Below are 23,926 nucleotides of genomic sequence, written 5' to 3' on the forward strand. Positions count from 1 at the left end.
AAGCGTTTTTCCCAGGGTTATCAGAATATTTATTTTCGCTTCCCCCCTGAGTTATGATTACTGTGCAGGCAACACTTTTGCAGCGACATAAGAATTATGTTGAAGATGGCTGACGGCCTCTGGTGGGTCCCAACAATCCTCAAAAGCATCGCCGACGCCGTCATCGTCGGCGGTGTCGACGGTTGCGTTACATTCATGAATCCCGCGGCCGAGACGCTCACAGGGCGCACGCTTGAGTGGGCGGAGGGAAAATGCATCTCCGAAGTTTTTCCGCTTTTTGATGAGGAAACCGGAAGGGACGTCGAACCGCCGCAACCGATCGCCGCCTGGGAACTCCAATCGGTCGACCTGCCGAAACGGCTACTGCTGCGCACCAAGTTGGGAACCTTGATCCCCATCGAGCAAACCACTTCACCCATCGAAGAGAATGGAATCATCCTCGGTACAGTTGTCGTCTTCCGTGATGTGAGCGAGCAGCGCCGTCATGAGGAGTCGCTCCGACGGCGCAACGAGCGGCTTCAAATCCTGTCCGACGCCACCGGCAAACTTCTCTCAAACGACCATCCCGAGGCCATGGTCACCCGACTCTTTGAGACCGTCTCGAGGCATCTCGGGCTCGACGCCTACTTTCACTTCATGGTGAACCCCGAGGCCGACGGCCTGCAACTCGACTCGTGCACGGGGATCTCCGAAGCCGAGGCCCAAGGCATCAAAAGCCTCCATTTTGGCGAGGCTGTCTGCGGCACCGTCGCCCTCCTCAAAAAGCCCATCGTCGCGACCGATATTCAGAACTCCACTGACGAAAAAGTTCAGGTTGCGAAAAGCTTTGGCCTTCGTGCCTACGCCTGCAATCCCCTCATGGCGGGCGACCGTCTGATCGGCACCCTCTCGTTTGCGACCCGAAATCGAGATCGTTTCAGTGACGATGAGCTCGAATTCCTCGAGGCGGTCTGCCACTCCGTCGCTCTCGCCAAAGAGCGGCAGCGGCTCATGAACGAAGAACGCGAGCGGGCCGACCGGCACGAACGGAGCGCGCAGGCGCTGATCCAGAGCGAGTATGAGCTTCGCTACGCCCTCGAGGTCGGCAGGCTCGGGAGCTGGCACGTCGATTTTCCCAGCAAGGAGGTGCGGTGCTCGGCACGCTGCAAGGCCGACTTCGGCCGGGGGGCGGACGATCCATTTACATACAATGATTTTCTTGACTGCCTTCATGCCGATGACCGAAAAACCGTCATCGAACGGATCGAACAAGCGTTCGCCACCGGCGTGGATTATGAAGCGGAATACCGCGTCTACTGGCCTGACGGCAGCCTGCACTGGATCTCCGCCCGTGGCCGGCCGATCGACCACCCCAACGAGCCGACCCTGGGCTTGGTCGGGCTCACGCTCGACATCACCGACCGCAAACGGAACGAAGCCCTCCTCGAACAGCAAAAGCACATTCTCGAATTGGTGGTCCTCGACTCGAGCCTCTCCGAAGTGCTCGACGCGCTCTGCCGGATGATCGAGAAGCAGTTTGAAGCGGAGGAGATGCACGCGTCGATCCTCCTGCTCGACCCCGACGGCGTCCACCTCGGGTACGGCGTCGCGCCGACGCTTCCGAAAGCCTACAGTGAGGCGATCGTCGGCCTCGCCATCGGCCCCACCGTCGGCTCCTGTGGGACGGCGGCCTTTCTCAAGAAGCCGGTCTATGTGAGCGACATCGCCAACGACCCGCTCTGGACCGATTTCGCGGAACTGGCGCTGGCTCACGGACTCCGGGCATGCTGGTCGCACCCCATTCTCTCGAGCAACGACACGGTGCTCGGCACGGTGGCGATGTACTACCGCCACCCACGGCAACCGAGGGCGAATGATCTCCAACTGATCGACATCGTCACCCGCATGGCGACCATCGCCATCGAGCGAAAGCAGTTCGAGAATGAGTTGCACCAGCGCAACGCTCAACTGATCGACGCGGACCGCCGCAAGAACGAATTCCTGGCCATGCTCGCTCACGAACTGAGAAATCCGCTTTCTTCGATCGGCAACGCCGCGCAACTCCTCAGGGAGGACCAGAGCGGCGAGCATCGCGACTGGGCCAACGAGGTCCTCGACCGCCAGGTGAAGCATCTCGCTCGCCTCATCGACGACCTGCTCGACGTCTCACGGTTGACCCATGGAAAGATCGAATTGCAACGCCAGACGATCGACGCTTCGATCGTCCTGGATCAGGCCGTGGAAGCCGTCAGGCCGACCATCGAGCAGCGGGGACAGAAACTCACCATTTCTGCATCTCGAGAGCCCTTGCCGGTTCACGCAGACCCGCTACGTCTTGAACAGATCATCACAAATCTGCTCACAAATGCCGCCAAATACACCCCGGAAGGGGGCCGGATCGCCGTGGCCGCCGCGCGCCTGGATGAAACCATCGTTCTCTCCGTCAAGGACAATGGTGTCGGGATTTCTCCCGAACGCATTCCCCAGATGTTCGAGCTATTTACCCAAGGCGATCGCACCCTGGCCCGCTCGGAAGGGGGGCTGGGAATCGGGCTCACCATCGTGAAGACCCTGGTTGAGATGCATGGCGGAACCGTCACGGCGGCGAGCAACGGCCCAGGGCAGGGAAGCACATTCCGTGTTACCCTTCCCGCCGCTTCCCCGGAGATCCAGTCGGCTCGAACTCCCGGGGCGACCAAGACCATGACCGCAACCGGGACGGACCGGAACAGGCAAGGCCGACGCCTGCTGGTGGTCGACGACAACGAAGACACGGTGAGAAGCATGGCACGACTGCTCCGGCTCAAAGGCCACGAAGTCGCCACCGCCACGACCGGCGTCGAGGCCGTCGAACGGGTGGGCGACTTCAGGCCGGAGATCGTGCTGCTCGATATCGGACTCCCCGGCATGGACGGCTATCAGGTCGCCCAGAAACTCCGCGCCGAGAAAGGGCACGAAGACCTCCTCATCATCGCCATTTCGGGTTACGGTCAGGACGAAGATCGCCGGCGAACGGCAAGCGCAGGCTTCGATCACCACCTGGTGAAACCGATCGACCACGACGCTCTGCTCACCCTGATCGGTCGTTCATGCGAACGGAATCCGACGCGGTGAAACCAACCGAACGTTCTTCGGTCCCCTGCATGGCTCCCATTCTGGGCCAGCGCATTCAACCAAATTACCCTTGACGGCCGATCGGAGATCGATCATTTTTTCACTACCCCCAACTGGTTTGATCTAGCGAGTCGTCATCCAAGGAAGGCAACGATCATGGAGCGGTCGATTCTCACCAGGTTTGCTCCTCTCTTCTGCATCGCGCTCACACTGTTTGGAGTCCCCCGCTCATCGGCCCGCGCCGACATCATTCCCGGCTACACCGTCACCGACCTGGGTACGGGAACAGCCCAGGTTTCGACCGACGCGGACGGCAACGGGATCGTCATCGCCCCCGATGGCCAGAGAACCTACACGTTCCCGAACACGAACAACCATCTGGCAAATCTGCAATCCGTCCTCCCGCTGGTCCCGCCGCTGAATAACGCTCCCATCTACAATCCCATGACTTATGGGGATCCCAACAACGCTTACAGCCGAACTGAGGATGGATTCCTCAACCAGAACGGCCTGTTTGTGGGGAGAAACATTTATGGCGTAGCCGGCCACGCGGCAGGAGCCGGCAGCGTGGTTTTTGCGTCTCAGCGTCAATCCGACGGCTCGTTCGGCTCCCTGAACATCCTCTGGGGCTCGCCCAACAACTATTCCACCAGCGGGCAAATCGCCGAGGCCAAGTTCCTTAACAATCAGGATCAGGTCCTCGGCATGGGGGGAGTTCCCTACGGACCGAACAGTTACTACGCGAAGAATTTCTATCTTTTCGATATGAAGTCGAATACCAGGACGGACCTGAAGGAATTGCTGCCAAGCTGGCAGCTCGATTCCGAACTCGGCCTCGACGATCAAGGACGGATACTCCTGTTCGCTCATCAATGGGATCAGCAGTCGGGGGCTCAATATCACTCCCTCCTCCTCACTCCCTCCAACCTGCTCCTTTCGGATCCCGTCACGGTTCCCGAGCCAACGTCGCTCGCCACGCTCATGCTTGGCATGGGTTACCTGGTTTTCCGTCGCTCCCGTCGTCATGAGGCGCAGGGAGCGTGCTGAGCCCGTCAGGGCTTTTCCAGCCGAGCATCAGCCGATCCTGAGTCCCACGGCCTTCAGGGCCTGATCGGCAACTCCTGCTGACGCTTCCGCTCTCCCCGGAGCAGCTTCGTCCCTTCACCGGTCAGTCGCAGGTACCAGTCAGCCGGCAACCCATCGTAGGTTGCGAACGGGGCCTGCGTGGGCGGGGTGTTGCTGACTTTGAAGATCGCGGTGGCCTCATCCACCTCATCGAACATGGCGACATAGGCCATGTCGATCCCAAGGTCCGCAGCCTTGACGAACTGTCGCCAGAAGAACTCGCCCCCGAGGCGAGGGACCGTCGCGCCGGTGGCATTCTTGCCCTTCAGGTTCGTCCACCCGAACCCCGGATAGACGACCGGGAGATAGGCCATCCCCGCCTTGTTCGCTTCGGCCAGGTCGTCCTTCCAGGAACCGGTAGCGGCCTGCTTGCGTCCCTCGACCTTCGTGGTATTGCCGACATTCCACGGGCTGATCACGTCGAATCGGCGAAACGCCCGAGCCCACTCGGCATCCGGCTCGGCCCGCCACTGCCACTGGCAGCCGCCGACCAGGGTCGCTTCATAGCCGGGGACCGTCTTGAACAGGTCGATGATCCGATGCGCGAGCGCCGGGCCGAAGCGGTCGCTATAGAACCCCCAGACGAACACGACCGGCTTGCCGTCGTGGTGCAGATACCGCTCGTCCCGCGTCACCTTCATCTCGTCCACCAGCCGCTTCCAATCCGAGGCCAGCAGGTCGAAGAGCCGCCCCTCGCGGACCCCGGAAAGGTCGTAGCAGACGGCGTACACCCGGCCCGTCTTGGCGGCCGAGTCCCGAACGTGGCCGAGAACCCGGTCGAGCGACGGGTCGCGAAGGCTGACCAGGAACCGTTGCACGAAGACGCCGTCGATCCCATACTGCTCCATCCACTTGAAGTGGCGCTCGACCGTGAGCGGGTGGGCCGAGCTGAACAAGTGAGCTTGCTGCCCATCCTGGCTGGTGAAGCCAGAGGCCGGGTACTTCTCGTCGTCGCTGGCTTCCGACATATCGGGCCACATCTCGAACGTCAGGCTCTTGGGAGTGATCCGCGACGAGTCACGGCTCCAGTGCCGCCAGCCCTCGCCCGCCGGGTCGCCCGGCGCCCGGAACCACCCCTGGTATCCGCAAAGGACTTTCTGCTTCAGGCTCGTCGCGTCGATCAGAGGCCGCTCGACAGGGGGCTCGCCGCCCCACGAGGAGCCGGCCAGCCAGGCCAACAACACCCCGACCCCGATCACTTTCCCTGTCTGTTTCACGGCGTTCACCCCCGACGGCCCGATCAGGCGATCTGGATTGGTCTCGGACTCGGCGTCTTCACTTCGCCGAACGCCTGGTATTATGAGCGAAGAACCGGACGCAAAGGGAGGTAGGAACCATGTCAAACGATTGGGCATTCGCGGAACCCCAGACCCACGCCGTTGTCACCCTCAAACAGATCACCGAGGGCGAAGCCCCGATTCTCCTCGTGTTTCACGAGAAGAGCGACGGTGACTGGCTGTTCCTGGACGGAGGCCCGTTCTCCGTCGAGGAGGCGTCGCTCGTCCCCTTTCAGACGATCGCAACGCTCGACCCCAGCATCGTCGAACTCGCCAAACTCCCCCCCGGGTGGACCGCCAAGCGCTCGGCTCGAGGCGAACCCTGGCAGTGTTCCCCTTCCAAAGAACTGCCGGAGGCCTGATCGATCATCCCCCGCTTCCCTTGCCACGCCAATGGACCGAGCGGACAATGGGATACGATTCAAACAAGAATATCCTCATAGCCGGATCGGCCGATTTCCGGGAGCCCCGAAGGGGCGGCCGTTAATAGCCAGGGGCGCAAGCCCTTATCCTTACCAAGAACATTCGTACAGAATCCAGGGTTTCCCCCCTGCTTTTTTCGGGCAATCTGGCATAGTCAATGCTTCTCTTGACCCACCCGCCGGTCTGACGGCCCGGGTCAAGGTACCCTGGCTTGCTCGGATGCTCATCATGAGTCCCACACTGACCGACCCTGAGGCTTGGGCCCAAGCCAATTTCGCCGGTGCCGATCTGGGCGACAAACGCCGAGAAACGCGGCTGATCCGACTCGCCACGCAAATCGCCGTGGATTCCTCGGCCAGTCTTCCGAAAGCGACGGGCAATTGGGACGACCTCAGGGCCGCTTATCGCCTGCTCGACTCCTCGGCCGTCAACTTCCGGGCGATTGCCGAGCCGCATTGGCGTTCGATCCGGGAAACCAGCCCCGAGATGGCCCTGATCCTTGACGACACCACCGAGATTGATTTCGGATGCACCCGACAGATTCAAGGCGTGGGGCCCGTTGGTACGGGCACGGGTCAGGGCTTCATGATCCACTCCGGATTGATGGTCTCCCACAAGGACGAGGTCGTCTACGGCCTCGCAGGCCAAATTCTCTTTCATCGCAAACCGGTTCCCAAGGGGGAGAGTCGGACGCAACGCCGCAAACGCGATCGCGAGTCGGAGGTCTGGGGAAAACTCATCGAACTGATCGGTTCCCCGCCCCAAAACACACGCTGGGTTCACGTCATGGACCGTGGATCCGACGATTTCGAGGTCTATTGCCGCGCCCAGCGTCAGGGCGTCGATTGGGTCGGACGGGTCAAGAGCCTGCATCGACGCGTTCAGGGTGCCGATGGTCTCGAACGCCCGTTGCAGGAGGAACTCGAATCGGCACCGCAAGCGGGTTGCTTCACGCTCAAGCTGCGGGCTCGTCCCGGATTGTCGGCGCGAACCGCCAAGCTCACCGTCACGTTCGTGCGGGCGACGATGCTCGTACCGCGGCAGCCCGCGGACTCGCTGAAGGGTCTCGATCCGCAACCGATTGCGCAATACGTGGTGTGTGTGCGTGAGATCGATCCGCCCGCCTCGGTCAAAGAACCGATCGAATGGGTGCTGTACACTTCTCTAGAAGTGGCCTGCCTGGAGGATGCGTTGCAGATCATTTCCTATTATGAAAAGAGATGGCTGATCGAAGAATGGCACAAAGCGTTGAAATCGGGTTGCAGTGTAGCCGATCATCAACTCAAGGCGAGCCATCGGCTGGAGGCGCTGACGGGCCTGCTGTCAGTGGTGGCGGTACGGCTCTTGCAGTTGAAAGGGATCGCCCGATCGGAACCGGAGCGGCCGGCGATCGAAGTTGCCCCGCCAAAATATGTGGCCGTGCTCCGCGCGTTTCGGCGAGCGACTGAGGTGTTGCCATGGGGAGCGTATCAGTTTTTTCGGGAGTTGGCGAAACTCGGGGGATTCCTGGGACGGAAGGGGGACGGTGAGCCGGGATGGCAAACGATCTGGAGGGGATGGATGAAGCTCCAAGCGATGGTTCAGGGGGCTGAGCTGGACCTTCGCTTGGAGTAGCATTACTGCGCAAACGTTCTTGGTAAGGACAAGGGCGCAAGCCCCTGGATGTGATCCAACAAAAAATATCTTCATTATCTTGCTACTCTCCCCGCCGCGGCTGGCGGGCCGATGGCCCGCCAGCCGCGGCGGGGAGAGTGGCGCATGGCCTCGAGAAATTCCCCAGGGCTTGCGCCCTGGGCTAGAAACGGTCGCCCCTCCGGGGCTGGCAAAGGCCGCCATACCCCTGGCAAGCCTTGAAACGGCTAAATCGCCAGCTCGGTCACTCCCCCGAAGAGGTCCATCAGGAAAGCACGAACCCCAAGGTCGGGATGGCGGACCTGGATCTGCGACTTGAGGCGTGAGACGACCTCGGCATGCGCCAGGGCTTCGGTTTCATCGTGATCCCCGAAGGACAAACCAAGCAGTTTCCGGTAGGCGCCGCACTGGCGGTGCTCAAGGATATAGACTTCCCTGATGTCATGAAGATCCCGGGCTATATCGATATGATCCCAGAACGTCTGACCCCAGTGGGGTAGACCGTCATAGCTTGCCCCTAAGGCTGCACCGGCGAGGATGACGTGATCGTAGCGGTTGGTCATCCCGATGAGGTCCATGAAGGCCACGATCTCATCGAGAAGCCGAAGATCCATACAGCTCAAGAGCAGGATGTTATGGAGCGGAGCGTGAGGGGGACTCGGGATCATCAAGACACCACTCCAGAGATGGGCCGGTGGGATTCCGCCGCCGCGACCTCGCGCGGGCCTAGACCGTCGGTAAGTTCGATCAGGTCGCGTTCGATCGTCTCGCAGAACCGCTCGAGCGGGAGGTCGTTGGCATCCAGGCCGAACGGGTTCTCGATCTCGACGCCGATCTCTTCAATCCCGAAGAAGGTGTAGGCGACCAGCAACGAGGCGGGAATGGCCCACCAGCCGTAGGGATTGACAAGGGCAAACGGCAGGGTGAAGCAGTAGAGGACCAGGGCACGCCTGAGGTGAACGACGTAGACAAACGGGAGCGGCGTCTTGTGAATCCGCTCACAGGCGCCGAAGTAATCCATGAGGAGTTGAACGTTCTGGTCGAGGCTCACGGTGACATAGTCGGAGATGATCCCACGATCGCGCGCCCGCACCAGGCATTCGCTGATCCGGACGGCGACGGCCAAGGGGATGTCGCCGGACTGAAGCACGGCCTCGACCTCGGCGGCGGGCAGTCGCTGGGCGATCGCGCCCAACCCGGACGAACCCCGGAGCGAGTTCATCGCGGCGTGGGGAAACGCGATCGTCCAGAGCATCATCTCTTCCAGAAGCTCACGATCACGACTCAGGAAGACGCGGGAGGCCCGGCCCAGGTTGCGCGTCTCGTTGATGATGCTGCCCCACTGCCGCCTCCCCTCCCAATAGCGGTCGTAGGAGGCATTGGTGCGGAAGACAAGGAGTAGCCCAAGCGCCACGCCCACCAACATGTGCGTGGTGGGCAGAATCTCCATCGACCGGATCAGATGATGGACCGCGACCACCGCCACGGCCCAGACCGCACACGCGGAAACACGGCCGCTGATCTCGTGAACCATCGTCCCCCGGACCGAGAACAGGCTGCGGGTCCACTCTCGCTTATTATAATCAATCATATCCCCAACAATCTCGAGCCATCCGGAATCCGCCCCGCGGTCCGAGCCACGTCGTCACCGACCCGCGCGGCCGTTTGACGAAGATAAGGTTCCGGAAGCAGGGGATCAAGGCTTCGAGACGCCCGGGCGCGGAGTGGGCCCAATCCGAACGGCGACAAGTTTCGTTGGGAGAAACTTGCCGCCGTCCGAAACGTCGAGGAATTCCAAAAGGCCTGCGCTACGGCTCAGGCCGCCCCGTGAGAGGCCGGAGTCCAGTTCGCCTCAGCGCGAAGAAATGCGGACACACCGCCAACCGCCGTGAACGGATCGACCTTGGTGCCGTTCCCCTTGAAGATACGGACGGGCACGCGATGACGCATCGCCATCCGGAGGATCTCCTGGGCGGCGTTGATCGGCCGGCACATCCCCTGACAGTAAGGGCAGACCCCTGTGGCCGCGCCGAGCCGGTACTGGCAATCGCGGCAGATCGCTCCTGACAGGTCGCGGCGGCGGCCCAGAAGGATCTGCGTCGCCCGGCCTTGCTGAAGCGCATCGAGGACGTCGGTCGTGCCGTTGGCCACGAGATGCTTCTGCTTCCAACGATCCTTAAGCTCGGCGAGGCCGCGAGCCTCCCGCGCCCCTCGGTCGTTCTCGATCAGCCGGCTCACGTCGTCCGCCAGGTCCTCGGGGCGAGTCGTCATCGCATGGGCCGCCTCGCCCGTCACGCTCGCTTCCAACTCACGAGGAAGGAGTCGGCGCAGCGGTTGAGTGATCGAGGAATGCCCCAACAGAATCAGCCCCGTGAAGGGCCCACCCCGGGCATGTTCGATGATTGCATCGGCGACGGCGTGGAGAAACTTGTCCTGCTCGGTCCCGTGCAAGTGCTCGTGGTCGGTCTTGGAGAACCGCTTCTTGTAGGTGAACCGCGGCTTGTCGCGCTGAATCTGCTCGTGCGCGTCCTCGCGGTGGAGGTCGCGAACCGGCTCGGGAAGGCCGTGATGGGCCTCGAAGAGGTGAGCCTGGTCCGAGTCGACCAGCGCGATCAAATAGTTCGGCTCGGCGTACCAACACTCGAGCAGCGGGAGTACGAAGGATTCCTCGTCAATGATGAGCCGGTTCTCGACCGGAAAGCCGAGCGGCACGACGTGCCGAAGGCCCTGGTCGACGCTGGAAAAGACCGCCAGGCCCTTGGCCGAGTGGTCGGCGGCGGCAATCGCCTTGCGAATGACCTCGATATTGGCCTCGAGGCTCTTGCGGGCCTCAGCCTTGCCAAGGGCAACTTCGGCCGCCCTCGCCTGGTTGCGGAGGTGAGTTTCGACGTGTCGCGAGAAGCCGTCCTGGACGGTCATATCGGCGTACGCGCTAACGACGTAGTGCCGTTGCTTCGGGGAATCGAGCAGTACCTCGATCTCCTGGCGCGTCAAGGTCATCATGAAGAACTGCCTCCCGGGTATCCTGGACGCCGCGGTGAGCGGCGCTGATGCTGGGGGAGTGCTCTCGAAAATGAGAACTCCCCCACTCTTTGGAATCGTCCTTCGCCGGAGATTCCATCACCCTCGAAATGAACAAAGAACAACTAAGCAACTACGATGCCGTCGTGCCAAAGAGGGACCGATGCTTCCTGAACCCACGGGACTCCCAGGCCCCATCGATCGAGACACGCCAAGAGTACGCCCGGTTCGACCCGCCGTGATGCGGCAGGATTGGACTTTTCTCCTTTTTCTCCATTGGGAAGTTCCGGCGGAACGGATTCGCCCTCTCCTCCCCCCCGGCCTGGAGCTCGATCTCTACCAGGGTAAAGCGTACGTTGGACTCGTTCCATTCACCATGAGTGGCGTCCGACCGATCGGCGTCCCGGCGATTCCCTTCCTCTCGCGCTTCCATGAGACGAACGTCCGAACGTACGTTCACGTCGAAGGGCGGGACCCGGGGGTCTGGTTCTTCAGCCTGGACGCAGCCAACCCTCTGGCCGTCGTCACCGCGCGGGCCTGGTTCCATCTTCCCTACCATCACGCTCGAATGCGCCTGTCCCACGAATCTCCCGGCTCGGGGACAACGACCAGGGGGATTTCCTATTCTTCGGAACGGCTCTGGCCCGGCCCGAAGCCAGCCTCCTGCACGATCCAGTGCGTGCCGAAAGGCCCGATCGCCCCCGCCACGGCCGGCACCCTGGAGCACTTCCTGGCCGAGCGTTACCTGCTCTACGCCAGCCACCGGGGCCGGCTCTATCGCGGCCAGGTCCACCACACGCCCTACCCGCTTCAATCGGCCGACGTCACCACTCTCGAGGAGTCGCTTCTCTCCGCGGCCGGTCTCCCTCGCCCCGATGTCCCCCCCCTCGCCCACTTCTCCCAGGGCGTCTGCGTCGAGGTCTTTCCGCTCACCATTCTCCCGTAAAGGGCAGGCACGGTCCACCATCCTCATTTCGCACAAAGCCACACCATTCCTTCAAATCAAAATCACAAACAGAACACCATACGTTTCTGCAATCTCTCGCATTTCCATCCACCAAAAGGCCGCCCTAATCCCCCTATTCAGCCACAGCAAACGCATCAACAAACTCGAATTTCAGCGATCCATAAACCGTTTTTGCGATCCCGGTTTCGCCGTTATTTTTGCCGTGGCCGAAGAATAGGGTTGCATTTCCAGAAGAACCATCCCATTCTGGCAATGCACCACGGGAAGCTACGGGAGAAGACGAGTGGTCAGGCCACTTGCGATCTGGGACCGTGGCGGGGGAGAGGCGGCTGCGCCGGCGCAGTCGCAACCCGTGTGCTTCCAAAGGAGTTTGTCCATTGCCGTTTGCCACCCTCCTGAAGATGAACACCGTGTTTCCGCTCGGACTTCTTGCCCTCGCATTGGCGGCGACGCAGCCGGCCGGGGCCCAACAAGTCACCATCCCTCCCGCAACCGCAGTCGCCCCAAGACCCGTAACCATCGCCAGGCCCGCAACCGCCGCCGTCGCCAGCCCTGTCCAGGCCGCGCCGGCCCCCCCAGCCGGTGATCCTTACGGCTTCACCGCCTGGCTGAACGCCACTCGGGCGAGCTATGGGCTCCCCCCGGTCGGCTACGACCCGAACCTGTCGAGCTGGGCCTCCGTGAATAACGGCCAGCAGCAGTCGCGAGGGATGGGCCACCACGTCATGGGCCCCGCCCGTCGGCAGAACGCCGCCATGGGCCAGTACGCCAGCATCGGTGCCATGTGGATGAATTCCCCAGGCCACCGCGCAGCCCTGCTCGACCCCACGATCCGATGGATTGGGATCGCCGGCCTGGGCGCCTACTGGACCTTCAACGCTTATTGATTTGGTCGATTTTGCATTGAAACGATCCTGCTCAAGGACCGAGAGGCAACGAAGCCCGTGATGTGGCCACGGATTGGCCGGGCTCGGACGCCCTTGCGGCAGGGTCGTCCCCTTCAGGCCGGTCGGTCTGAAGGGCCGACGACTCGTGATCGACGATTGAGCCACATGACGTGTCGGTCGTCGATCGCGATCTTCGTGGATCTCCAACGGCTCACAAGAACAGTTCGTCGCGGATCCGCTGGAGAATGACCTGCTCCAGCTTCGAGTCCCGATTCAAGCGGATCCAGCCGTTGGGAACGGGCACCGGACCGACGATCTCGCGGCTCCGGTTCACCGGGAAGTCGTTATTGAACACCGCGCGTCCCGCAGCCGCACGCTCTGGCCTGGCCAGGTCTTCCAGTTCCTTGTGAACCTCGACTTTGACGACATAGCCTCCGTTAGGCGCCTGGGTGATCGTCGCCCGGGCGAACCGGCGGATCGTCTGCATCGTTGATTCCAACCGCTCGTCGAACCCGACCGAATCCCCATTCCAGGGTTCCAGCAGCGTCGCCCCGTTCTTGGGCTGGGTCACGATCGTGTGCGAGAGCCGGTTCTCAGTGGCGATGTCGAAGTACTCGTCGAGCACGGCAACGGTGGTTTTCCAGACCGTCTCATAGTCGGCCGAGGGAACGAGCAGCGGGTTCTCCGCCACCGGCCGAGGCGCAACGATCGAGCAACCGGCCTGCCCGATTGCGACGGCCGCCACGAGACTGGCCGCGAACATCCTGAGACGCATGATCATCATTTCGTCCCCTGGGACGCATCCTACGGCCAAGACGGGATCGATCGGATCGAGAGGCCGAACCAGCCAAATCTTGCGACGTGTGGGGGCATCAATGCCCCGGGATTTTGGCCGGCCGGGCATCTTGTCTCATTTTGAGACGTCTGGCAAGGCCGATTCCCCTCGGAGACTTCGGCGCGGCCAAAGTGGGAACCTGGGACACCTGGCGACATCCTGCGACAAGGCCCGAGCCACGGCAACAACGACGGATCTGGACCGGCTCACGCCTAACGGGCAGAACACTCGATGCGGAAACCGATGGCCTCGTCGTCCAGCGCGGTTCCTCTTGCGACAACCAGGAGGGCGCGAGTCTCGTCCGCTTTCAAGTCGACAACTCTCCGGAGTTCGGATCGGTCGGGTTGCATCTCCAGGTTGAGCTTTCTCCTCGCGAAACCATCCTCGCAGTAGGGGATGAGAACGGCTTTGACCCCATCGATCGCCGTGGCGGACTCCCACTTCACGGCAACCTCGATCGATCGGCCCTGGGCGCGATCCCACTCGACCCGGTAATAGCGGCAGGCGAGCGGCTCAAGCCAATCGACCTCGCTCGACTGAACAGGTGCGTTGACGTGGCTCAGGCGAAAGGACTCGGTGATCGAACGGTTGCCATGGCGGGTGAAGACGTCGAAATCGAAGTCGCACATACTGGCCGAGTCGACACAGTACTCGGTGAATGCGGCATCGAACGAGTGGTTTCGACGTCTCAACGCCTGGTCGATGACGGCGATCGGGTCTGCGTCGAGGGGGGTCGCCTGCTTCCAGGCATCGCGGAGAATTTCGTGACCGTGCTTGAGCACCAAGCAGCGGACGAACCAAGCGGCGAAGTAGCCACCGCCGGGGCCGTCGTCCACGAGGCTGAGATCGGGCCGATACACGAAGTTGGTCGCGAAACGCATCGGCTCCTTATGGCCGCGAAACATCTGGGCCTCCATGAACACCGCAGTCCCCTCGTCGAGCCAATACCACCGATCTTTCCTTGTCACCCCTCCCCAGAACCGTGGCTCTGGGCGGCGGTTTCGGTGAGTGAAAACATGCGTGGCTTCGTGGACAGCCTCCACGTCGGCCCGTTCCCACATGACATCGTACCGCGGTTCGGGAATGTCGCTCCGCAAGCCGATCAACGAGTAACCCCAGAGATTGGTCTGGGTGAACGGGGCGTGGGCTCGAACCCACTGTGAGGTGTCGAAGACATAGACAGGCACGCGATCGCCGTGCTGGGGCCAGCGAAGCGGCGCATCCCAGCCCCATTCCAGGAACTTCCGCGCGGTCTGCTCCAGTGCATGCGCATAGCGAAGAACGAGGTCCCGGCTGAAGACGCCCATGCGCTCGTCCGACCTGCCATTGAACACGTCCCTCATGGTGTAATAAACACGGAAGAGGCCGTTCGGGTAGTCGACGAAATCGACCAGTGGCGCGACGAGCGTGCTCAGCGACGGCGGCTTGATGAGTGGCATCACTTGCGGTCCCTCTCGAAGTGCGGTCGTGCTTCAGCTCCTGAGCCCGAACTTGCCCGGCTCGAACTCGACGACCTGAAACACCGTTTCGATCTTCTTCTTGAGTTCCATCTTGAGGTCGGCCCAGTGCAATTCGATGTCACGTATCAGCACATTGAGATCCTGCGTCAGGTCTTCGGCGACCAAGAGGTCGCTGCGCAGCCTCGTCTCGGCCAGTGACGGCGGTCGCGGGGAGGAGCGGCGCTCGCTGCCACGGCGCGTACCGAAGATCCGGTCGAATTGCCGTTCGATTCGGCTGCTGTGCACGTTCAGCCGGATCTGCTTGATGAGATTGTCCTCCCAGCCGACCTCGGTTTTGTCGATCACAACGGTCCTGGGCTGTTCGGTGTTCTGAAGGTTCTCCTCGACCAGAAACTCACTGACATCGGGGTGGCGCAGAAAGACGGTGATGTTAAACACGACGGCCTGCCCCCCCAGAGCCTCGATGAGTTTCCGGCGCTCCGGCTTGTGGAGGTTTTCCGGCCCGTCCCGCTTGTGGACCGGCAGCATGATGTCCAGGACCGCGAAGTCGTAGGGTTGCTCTTCCGCCAAAGCGGCCATCGCCTGCTCGGTCGCATCTCGGAGCGTTTCGGCGCTGTCGACCTCAATGCCAGGGATCTCCATTTCGAGGCGAGGCGTGAGACGCTTGTGAATGTTGGGATCGTTGTCCACGAGAAGAACGCGCGTCATCGATAGAAACTCCGAAATCGAAAAAAAAAAGGATGACCGCGGTTCGATCAAATGACGACGAGCGTCGCCATCCATCGCCACGGTTTAGCGGACGACATGAAACCGTGGTAGGTTCAGGCGGAACGTCGCCCCGCTCCTCGGCTCGCTCTCGAGCGCGACGATCTCGCCGCCGTGGGCCTGCGCCTTCAGCCGCACGTTACAGAGGCCCATCCCCAGCCCCTGGGTTTTATCCGCCCGGTGCGTGAACAGGGGCTCGAAAAGCATCTCGCGATCTTCGGGCTGAATTCCACAACCGTTATCAGCCACTTCCAGGTGGATCCGAGACGTCGGCCAGTTCGGGTGTTCGCTCAGGCGGACTCGCAGTTTCAAAGGCCGCTCGTCAGCGCGGTTGTGTTGGGCATTATCCACAAGTTCCTCAAGGATAATCCCCATCTCCATCGCGTCGAGTTCGGCGGTCATGGCTTCGGGAGATTCAACCTCCATCGAGGAAGCGGCGATGACGGACCAGTGGTGTTCTTGAGAGACGCTCAGGCCTGTCAACGATTTTCGCTCCAAGACCCATTCGAGCCCGCCGCCTTGCTCCAGCTCGCGAGCCTTTTTGCGGAGAACCTTGAGCACAAGGCCGACCAGATCCACGGATTCGATCTTGAGCTTCGTCCTCTTCCTGAGCGACGAGGCCAAGCGGTCGAGATAGAGCTTGTGAACCTCATAGTAGTTCCGGACGGCAGACTGCCAGCGGTCGATCTCGCGGGATTCGCCCGGGACTTGCCCGGCTGGTGAACGTTCAGAGCCCTCGATCGCAGGCTTACCCTGATGCGATTGGGATGCTCTGGCGTATTCGGAGAGCAAGGGCTCTAAGTAATCACCCAGGGGCTTGAGGATATTATGAATCATCATAAGCTGGCTATTCATCGTGTTCTCATACTGAGCAATAAACAACGCGTTAAAACGGTCGTCCTGCAATTGAATGCCTTCGAGCAGGCTGGAGATCAGCATCGTGAACACCTTGAGGAACTCGAAGTCCTCGGGGAGATATTGAGGATCGCAGTCAACAACGATCATTCCCCAGGGCCGGTCGCCGGCCATCAGCGGAAAGTCAATCCAGGACCGCTCCTTCACCTCAGCGAGAAACTCGCGGATGGCGGGGCGGACCAGGTTCTTCACCCGCAAGCCGTACTCCGTAAAGTACTCCTCGCCGTCGACACGGTCGGGGTCCATCGACAAGGCGACAGGCTCCTTCGCGTCGATGGAGTGCCAGCGCTGGTCGTCCTCGAGCTCGATTTTGCGAAATCGAGAGAACCTCTCCAGCGACTCCGAGAGCCCCGGGTAGATCATCCTCAGATCCATCACCTGTCGGTTGGCGTGGTCGAGTTGATAGAGGAGGGCCCGGGAGTGGCCCAGCACATTCGTCAGCAGAATCCCGACGTTCTCGACGATCTGCTTGGTGGCCTGGCCCGGTTCTCGAGGGTTCGTCTCGTCTTCGATATTGCAATGCAAGCGCTTGAGCGAATCAAAGATCCGGTACAAAATCGACAGCCGTTGGACTTCGCAGACAGTTCCCAGCTCCCATTTCCAGATCGAGTGGCCGTTCTCCCCAGGCTGCGCCACGTGCGCCGGGATCTCCGGGCAATACCGAATGACGTCGGTCAGCAGGGAGACCCACTCCTTGACTCGCGACTGGTCACCGGGCCTCTCCCCGGTAATGTCGAGGTGTCGGACCTGTCTGCGCCCGCGCTCCTTCGTCTGAAAAACCGAGGTGCGGAGCCCTTCGATGAACCTGCCGGACTGGCCATCCAGCGGATTCGGCCCATCGATGTGATGGTGGCGCCAGCCGGGGGTGATCGGATCATCCATCATCTTCGCGCTGAGTCGGTTGGTGAAGACAGGCCGATCCTTGCCGTCGAGGATGAGGATCGGCTGTTGCTGCTGGTCGAGCGCTGACTGGAGGAGCTGGACCCGCTTGCTCTGCATGAGGACTACCGCGAGCTTCTTGCCAAACTCCTCGAGTTCTTCGACTTCCTCCAAGCTCGGCGCCAGCTCATCGGCCCGCTCGCACCAGAGGGTCCCCAAAGGCGTCGGCTGGTCCGGATCACCGGAGAGGAAAATGAGGAGCGGGACGACCGCGCCTGCTTTTGCCCCCGTTTCCCGAATCGTCGGCCGGTGGACGTTCGGCGCGTGGGCGAGATCGGGCTCACGAATCGACTTTCGATCCCGAATGGCACGCGCGTGCATGCTCGCATCAGCATCATTAAGCGGATATTTCGTCAGCCTTCTCATGGTTTGATGGGGGTCGTCCGACGCTTCATAGGCCCCCACAATGGCCTTCTCGGCAGGATCCACCAACGAAATCAGCACCCGCTTGTATTCAAACGGTCTGTCTCGCAGCTGCTTGGCCACAATCCCGAGGGTCTGGTCGAGGCGCTGCACTTCGGAGCCGAGCAATTTCAGCACTTCCATGACAATCTGGCTGAGCTGATGTCTGACTTTAGATCGTCGCAGAATGCGAGCGATGTTCTTTGCGTCATGGTGAGCCTGAAGAAAATCCTTGAGCAAGACCTCGAGTATCTCTTGGCGTGCTTTCGACATGAGGGGCTGATTTCCCCCTCCGGCGGCCCGGATCACGACCGCCGACAGCAGATCACTGTGCGGCGCATCGATCTGTGCCGCGGCGCCCAGGTACGTGTCGAGCGTCTGGTAATTCGCCGGGCCTTCTTCCGAAGGCTCGGGCAAACCGTTGAGGATCGACTCGTAAAACGAAGGGTCGGTTGTAGGTTCCCCCTCGGCAACGTCGAGATCGCTGACCGACGAGACTCGCCGGTCGACCGGCCCATGCCGAGGCACGAGTCGTCGCCAAGGGCCACGCCGACGATCGCGTACCCAGAACGAGACTTCTCCATAACCCAACAGCAGATGACAGCCTTCCTTGAAGCGCGACCGGATCGCCTCGGTGCCTTGGGCGCTGAGCTGATCGAGCGAGATCAACTGGTGAAGCGACGCCCCCAGCCTTCGGACAGCGTGTTCGGTATCCACCACATCATCGATCGACGATGGTCGCACAAGCTGGGTTGGGTCCCATTGTCTGAGTTCCCGAAGTTGGTCGAACGCCTGCTCCCATTCGCCCGTCAACGAATACAATTCCGCGACCCGCTGCGGGGTGTAGTGCCGCTCGATGAAGCCGCGAATCAAGTCCCCGGAGGTCAGCAACCAATCCGAGCCGTCGCGGTGCTCTCGGACGGCAATGCCCGCCAATTCCAACAGGCTCGGATCCTTCCCGACGGCCTTCACTTGTCCGTTCCGTTTGAGTTCCAGAAGGGCGGGCCAAAGATCAGGGGCTCGGCTGATCAAACGGGTGACGTAGCGAAAATAGTGATTCCAGGGTATGTGCTCGATCTTCGGAGCGACGGCCAGCATTTTTAATTTGAGCTGTGGCTTCTCCCGCCCTTCCTGGGAAGCCCACCGATCGAAGAGCGACCATATCAAGCAGCGGAGGAAATAGATCCGTCCCCCCGTCTGCTGGTAGAGAGTCTTGATGATCGTCGACCGATTATCCGTCATCTCAAATCTGAGATAGTCCAGGTATTTCTCAGCAAATTCGGTGAACTTCAATAGATCGAAGCGCTGGAGCACATAGACTCGATCGGGAATGATCCGAGGATTGTCCCCAAGAAGTAGCTCCGGGCCGTGAGCTTCGGTGGTAAGCAGGATCCCTGGCTTTCGGTTAACCGGACCGGCCAATGCGCCGAGCTGGCCCAGGAATTTCTCCACCTCCACCCGGGGCAATGCATCTACATTAGCCGCCATAAATACGATTTTTTTATCTTCATGGCATTTATTTAATTTTTCGAATTCCGCAAGTGCCGCTTCGGCGGTCGTGCAGGTTGGGCGGACATCACCGAGAAACGGATCAGCGAGTCCGGCTTGAAGTTCCCCCCCCGTCGGAGGCGACTCGAGGAACGTGGCGACCACGACCTGATCCTGCTTCATCGCCTCGGTCTCAGAGAATTCGTGGAGTACCCGAGACAGCACGAACCGCTTGCCAACGTAGCGCGGACCGATCAGAACCACGGTCAGGCCAGCGCCCAATTCCATCGCGATCCGCTTGAAAAATGAGTCACCTATTTCCTTGTCATAAATAAATTCTAGAGCGGACATTTCCCCTCACCCCCGATTGAAATGCCTTGCGTTTCTAGGATGGCAGACCCGGCGGGTCGTGTTCGTCGAAACCGGTCTCATCCCAGGCATCGAACAGGGCCTGTTCGCATGCCTTGAGGTGTTCTCGGGCCGTCCCCGCCCAGTGACGCGAGAGGCCGTCGAGTTGAATGTTCAGGGAGTCGAGCGTGACCTCTCCGCCATCGTCGCCGCCGTCGTGCCGGAAGGCGACCAGACCTGAGAGGGGTTCGGGCTCGAACAAATCGGCGAAGGTGAGACGCAGGTAGAAGAGTGCCTCGCCTCGCACCAACCCCAGCGCCGACGCCAGGCGGCCCCAGGCCCCTGCCGAGGCAAGACTTGTGGGGACCTGGAGGTCAAGCCCCGCCCAGCCGAGGACGGAGTCGAGCAAGCCGGGTGAGTCGACGGTACCCGCCAAACTCCGTAGCAACGCGGGGAGCCCGAGCAATGGGAGCCCCAGGCGATGTTTGGCCTGACGAAGTTTCTGGATCCCCACCCACGCCTGGGCCAACTCCTCGCATCGTCGCTGAAATCGCTCCGATGGGGGGCGATGCGCCCGAAGTAGCTCACCGACCCACCCGCTGGATTCTTGCGGAAAATCCATTGGCCTCCCCTCCCACTCGTTTACTCATAAGGCACTGCCGGTCCGTCCGCGCAGCCCAGAGATCGACGAGCGAACCCTTCGCTCCACTCCCGGACAGCGGGATCAGCCCCGAGCACACGTTTCAGGCGTTCTAACGCACGCTGATGGCGCTTTCGAAGATTCGGCTCGGACATTCCAAGGCGCGTCGCCAGGTCGAGGAATGGCACCTTGGGCTCTCCGATTCGCGCCCAGACAATCTCCCTGTCGATCTCGGAAAGCTGTTCCAGCGCACGTTCGATCACTCTCTTAAACCTTGACTCCGGCTCGGATAGTGACTCCTCAGGAAACGCCAAAAGGCTGGCCTGTACCTCAGGGTCCATGGAGAGCGCATGAGCCATCTCCCGCGTGCGTGCTCGCTTGGAATCGATGAACGTGTTCCGCGCCACGGCGTGAACCCATCGAGCCAGCCCATTCTCTTTCCCTGCCGAGTAGAGGTGAATCTTCATGGCGGCTCGGCTCAAACTCGAGACCGATAGCTCTTCCGCCTCAGCCTCGCTGCTCCCCATCAAAAGGAACATCCGATAGAGACGGACGCCAAAAAGTCGCATGAATTCCGCGAACGCGTCGCCATCGCCGCGCTTCATCCGTTCCGCCAGACCGTCGTATTCCTCGTTGTTCATCATGCCCGAGCACGCGAGGGCTGCTTTTCCGTGTCTCCTCTACTCAACGCAGCCGCGTGACAAATTAAATTCGAATCGCAAACAGGCCGTTCAAGGGGTTCGCCTAAGCGGTTAGACGGTCTCGACTTTTGCATGACGTTGCCCAATAATTGAAGCTGACTCTCGGTGAACCATGGGGATGGCCGCAATTCTTCATTGCTTCTTTTTTATGGGGGGGGATATTGTCGTGCGGTCCGACGTTCCCTCCTGTAGGATGCCAATCGATCAACCCACGAGGTCGGGCTTTCACGTCATATTTACAGCGATTCTCAGCATAGAAACGTTGCTTGGTTTTGTGGGCTGCACCGACGCCGGCGAGCGAGTTAACGACCGTCAGACAACTTCGCGGCCCACAACCCGCGCCTCGAGTTCGCCAACAACGACCGCCGCTCAGGTTCCCCCGTCGCGATCCAAACTCGCTTCTTTGCCCCCAAGCTCAGAGAAAGGGAGGAATGCCGTGGGTCAACAGCTCTCGAAGCGATTGGGACCGTCCGCCAAGAAGATCGCGATGCGGTCGAGGGGGGATGAACGAGTTTCCACCCTCATCCAGGTCGCACCGACCATGGACCGTCTCGTCTTTCAGCGCGACGTCAGTGCCCACGGCGGAGATGTCAGTTCGTGGATGCCGGAGGCCAACATTGTGACCGTTGAGATTAGCGCTCGGCATCTCTCGGAACTGGCCGACCTCGACGGTGTCGTGCTCGTCGAGGCAGGCCAGAAATACCAGAGATGAGACCGACGAAAAGGGTCGAGCCCTTACGGCACGAGCTTCAGGGCTTCGTCGGCATCAATCAAGCCGAACCCGAAAGCCGGGTCGAACCCTGGCCCACCGGCCCCAGGATGGGGCCGAGCCGCGGAAACCAGAATCTTCGAGACTTGCGCGGCCGTGAGTCGTTTCTCCTTGGCAAATAAAAGCGCGGCAATCCCGGCGACGTGCGGCGCGGCCATGCTTGTGCCGCTCATGCTCACGCGGATCGGATAGAGAGTTCCTGGAGGCGCCGGGGCGGGGACGGCCTGTCCCCCCCGGGAATTCGACGAATGGATGTCGGTTCCCGGCGCCGCGACCTCGGGTTTAGGCCGGCCGTCGCGCGTCAGACCACGACTGCTCGAAGCACTGATGCCTACTGGCGCGGTGTGGCGATAGTTGGCCACCGCAATCACTCGCCGCGTGGTCGCGGGCGTTCCCAGCGTCATCGTCGGATCAAAGTCCGCTCCTTCGAAGATCGATTGATCGGCGAAGTTGTTCAGCGGATCGCGGACATCACGCTCGATCCAGGCATCAAACCGCCCGTCGCGAACCTCCAGAGCGCGAATCTCAACTTTCCAGAGACCGGACTGGATCGTCCCCGGGCCTGTTGCGCCGGGGCTCATCTCGATGTAAACTCGCGCGTCGCCGTTCATGATCGTGAACCGTTCCGACTCGATAAAAACGCGAGTCCCGCCGGGCAGAAGGTGGTCCACAGGCGGGCCGTCGGGAACGGCGAAAGGCGTGGGGTTGCCGGCAGGGTCGATCACTCGGACCTCAAACCGGTCGCGTGAGGAGTACCAAATTTCCATCTCGTTGGGCGTCCGATCGAGGCCGGGGGCCGTCGGACCGGAGGGGAGGGGGATTGGTCCGCCGACTCGCCAACCGAGTGTCCGGGTGGCGCCGGCCGCCAGTGTCCCTGAGGCATGGGGGCGCCAGACATGCTCGTTCCCCGCAGCCACCACGAACGCACGCCCCGGTTCTTCCAAGAGCCGATCGATGGCACGTTCGACGATGCTTTCGCCATCGTGACTGCCACCGTTTTGGCCAAGGCTCATGTTAATGACGCAAGGCAGCCCCGCCTCCTGAGCCTTCCGGAAGATGTAAGCGATCGCCTCGGCAACGTGCACGGAATCGGTGAACGAGGTCTGCTGGTCGTTGGCGGCGGGCTGGACAAAGATAATCGACGCTTCCGGCGCCATCCCTATGTAGCGGTTCGTCGGAAAGACGGAATCTCCCGACTGCCCATTCCCAACGGCGATCCCCATCACGTGCGTCCCGTGATCGGAGACCCCTGGCCGATGCCGCACCGGAATTCCGGAACTCGACGTGACCCCGTTGGTAAAGTCGATATCATTCGCTCCATACTCAACCCCATGTGAGAATCCGGCAGGAGGCCGTTCATTCCCAACGGGGGTGAGAGATTGGTCCCAGAGGAATTTGATCCGCGTTCCCTGGTTGGAATCTCGAAAATCCTCGAGCGAAAAATCGCAGCCGAAATCCACGATCCCTACAAGAACTTCATTCCCCTTAATGCCAGGACCGGCCGGCGGATCGGCATGCACCACGTCAGTGCGCGTCTCCATTCGCGAACTGTCGAGATTCTGTCCGGTAGGATGCCCTGCCGAGATGAACTGGACCCCCTCGGTGGCCGCGAGGTCACGAAGGCGATTGACCGGTACGTTAACGGAATAGATGTTCTCTACGATCTTGGACCAGGCCAGCCCGGCCATCGGGGCGGGGATCTGGTCCCGAACCAACTTGACCAAAACTCTCTTAAACAACTTCTGTGGATCAGGGACTTGGCTCGCTTGCAGATCTTCATCCGTCGTCACAAACGAATTCCGCACGTCGGCCCGAAGGCGTGTGCTCGCCTGCCGATCGAGGTCGTGAACCAGCCGACGGAGACGCGGGTCGAGCGCCTTACGACCTGATGAACTCGATCCGCCCGAAGGCGAATGTGACGGATTCAGCGCGGCCATGGTTGCACCTCAATTGCGGTGTTGACGAGGACGCCAAAGCGTACAAAAACCCACTGTGAGCCCAAGGAAGAAGCTGGCAGCGAGATGACCGCAGAACGATCGCCAGCGCATGCCAGGTGGTTCGGCCACCCAGCATCGCCCGGACTGTTCAGCGGGTCGCCTGTTTGCGTTTTGATTCGGCCATGGCGTGGCCGATCAACCGATCAATTTAACACGTCAATGATCTGCGGTCACGTCCCCAGATTCCCACTTTTTTGGGTGAGGATAAGATTTCCTCAGGGGCTGAGTGACTCGTAATGCAT

General features: G+C 61.1%; 18 protein-coding genes. 7 read left to right on the forward strand and 11 right to left on the reverse strand.

Annotated elements, in window-relative coordinates; all coding sequences use genetic code 11:
• Positions 1-105: 105 nt before the first annotated feature.
• Together SINAC_RS35965 and SINAC_RS35970 are read left to right on the forward strand one after the other, a co-directional pair.
• Positions 106-3,093, forward strand: a complete 2,988-nt coding sequence (locus SINAC_RS35965) for a GAF domain-containing protein (protein WP_244884919.1) — start codon at positions 106-108, stop codon at positions 3,091-3,093.
• Positions 3,094-3,249: 156 nt separating this feature from the next.
• On the forward strand, positions 3,250-4,140 hold the full coding sequence (locus SINAC_RS35970) for a PEP-CTERM sorting domain-containing protein (protein ID WP_015250454.1): 891 nt from the start codon (positions 3,250-3,252) through the stop codon (positions 4,138-4,140).
• Positions 4,141-4,193: 53 nt separating this feature from the next.
• On the opposite strand, the gene SINAC_RS35975 is transcribed toward SINAC_RS35970, so the two are convergent.
• Entirely contained in the window at positions 4,194-5,435 is a 1,242-nt protein-coding gene (locus tag SINAC_RS35975) for a glycoside hydrolase family 71/99-like protein (protein WP_015250455.1), read from the reverse strand.
• A gap of 119 nt (positions 5,436-5,554) precedes the next feature.
• On the opposite strand from SINAC_RS35975, the gene SINAC_RS35980 reads away from it, so the two are divergent.
• Both SINAC_RS35980 and SINAC_RS35985 read left to right on the forward strand, forming a co-directional pair.
• Entirely contained in the window at positions 5,555-5,857 is a 303-nt protein-coding gene (locus tag SINAC_RS35980) for a hypothetical protein (protein WP_015250456.1), read from the forward strand.
• 289 nt (positions 5,858-6,146) lie between these two features.
• On the forward strand, positions 6,147-7,532 hold the full coding sequence (locus SINAC_RS35985) for an IS4 family transposase (protein ID WP_015250457.1): 1,386 nt from the start codon (positions 6,147-6,149) through the stop codon (positions 7,530-7,532).
• 245 nt (positions 7,533-7,777) lie between these two features.
• Here the strand turns inward: SINAC_RS35985 and SINAC_RS35990 are convergent, their stop codons facing one another.
• The 3 genes from SINAC_RS35990 to SINAC_RS36000 form a co-directional block, all read right to left on the reverse strand.
• A complete protein-coding gene (locus SINAC_RS35990; RefSeq protein WP_015250458.1) occupies positions 7,778-8,218 on the reverse strand; it encodes a hypothetical protein in 441 nt (146 codons plus the stop codon).
• On the reverse strand, positions 8,218-9,141 hold the full coding sequence (locus SINAC_RS35995; RefSeq protein WP_015250459.1) for a bestrophin family protein: 924 nt from the start codon (positions 9,139-9,141) through the stop codon (positions 8,218-8,220). Before SINAC_RS35995 ends, SINAC_RS35990 begins: the two co-directional genes overlap by 1 nt.
• 224 nt (positions 9,142-9,365) lie before the next feature.
• Positions 9,366-10,553, reverse strand: coding sequence for a baeRF10 domain-containing protein (locus tag SINAC_RS36000; protein WP_015250460.1), 1,188 nt, complete (start codon positions 10,551-10,553; stop codon positions 9,366-9,368).
• Between the two features lie 181 nt (positions 10,554-10,734).
• On the opposite strand from SINAC_RS36000, the gene SINAC_RS36005 reads away from it, so the two are divergent.
• Both SINAC_RS36005 and SINAC_RS36010 read left to right on the forward strand, forming a co-directional pair.
• Complete coding sequence (locus SINAC_RS36005; protein WP_015250461.1) at positions 10,735-11,517, forward strand: YqjF family protein; 783 nt, start codon at positions 10,735-10,737, stop codon at positions 11,515-11,517.
• Positions 11,518-11,915: 398 nt separating this feature from the next.
• Positions 11,916-12,425, forward strand: a complete 510-nt coding sequence (locus SINAC_RS36010; protein ID WP_015250462.1) for a CAP domain-containing protein — start codon at positions 11,916-11,918, stop codon at positions 12,423-12,425.
• A 211-nt stretch (positions 12,426-12,636) separates the two neighbouring features.
• On the opposite strand, the gene SINAC_RS36015 is transcribed toward SINAC_RS36010, so the two are convergent.
• The 6 genes from SINAC_RS36015 to SINAC_RS36040 all read right to left on the reverse strand — a co-directional run bounded on the left by SINAC_RS36015 (position 12,637) and on the right by SINAC_RS36040 (position 20,861).
• Positions 12,637-13,209: a hypothetical protein gene (locus SINAC_RS36015; RefSeq protein WP_237722724.1), complete on the reverse strand. Its 573-nt coding sequence runs from the start codon at positions 13,207-13,209 to the stop codon at positions 12,637-12,639.
• 263 nt (positions 13,210-13,472) lie between these two features.
• The gene (locus tag SINAC_RS36020; RefSeq protein WP_015250464.1) at positions 13,473-14,699 is read right to left on the reverse strand and encodes a hypothetical protein; all 1,227 of its coding nucleotides are present in this window, start codon (positions 14,697-14,699) and stop codon (positions 13,473-13,475) included.
• A gap of 33 nt (positions 14,700-14,732) precedes the next feature.
• Positions 14,733-15,428, reverse strand: a complete 696-nt coding sequence (locus SINAC_RS36025) for a response regulator transcription factor (RefSeq protein WP_015250465.1) — start codon at positions 15,426-15,428, stop codon at positions 14,733-14,735.
• Between the two features lie 84 nt (positions 15,429-15,512).
• A complete protein-coding gene (locus SINAC_RS36030; RefSeq protein WP_015250466.1) occupies positions 15,513-19,580 on the reverse strand; it encodes an ATP-binding protein in 4,068 nt (1,355 codons plus the stop codon).
• Between the two features lie 34 nt (positions 19,581-19,614).
• A complete protein-coding gene (locus tag SINAC_RS36035) occupies positions 19,615-20,199 on the reverse strand; it encodes a hypothetical protein (RefSeq protein WP_015250467.1) in 585 nt (194 codons plus the stop codon).
• 20 nt (positions 20,200-20,219) lie between these two features.
• Positions 20,220-20,861 carry an RNA polymerase sigma factor gene (locus SINAC_RS36040; RefSeq protein ID WP_015250468.1) on the reverse strand — a complete coding sequence of 214 codons (642 nt, stop codon included), beginning with the start codon at positions 20,859-20,861 and terminating at the stop codon, positions 20,220-20,222.
• Positions 20,862-21,354: 493 nt separating this feature from the next.
• Here SINAC_RS36040 and SINAC_RS36045 point away from each other — a divergent pair, with 493 nt between their 5' ends.
• A complete protein-coding gene (locus SINAC_RS36045; RefSeq protein WP_015250469.1) occupies positions 21,355-21,630 on the forward strand; it encodes a hypothetical protein in 276 nt (91 codons plus the stop codon).
• A 23-nt stretch (positions 21,631-21,653) separates the two neighbouring features.
• On the opposite strand, the gene SINAC_RS36050 is transcribed toward SINAC_RS36045, so the two are convergent.
• Positions 21,654-23,624: a S8 family peptidase gene (locus SINAC_RS36050; RefSeq protein WP_015250470.1), complete on the reverse strand. Its 1,971-nt coding sequence runs from the start codon at positions 23,622-23,624 to the stop codon at positions 21,654-21,656.
• Between the last annotated feature and the right edge of the window lie 302 nt (positions 23,625-23,926).

This window comes from Singulisphaera acidiphila DSM 18658 (assembly GCF_000242455.2).
Taxonomy (GTDB): Bacteria; Planctomycetota; Planctomycetia; order Isosphaerales; family Isosphaeraceae; genus Singulisphaera; species Singulisphaera acidiphila.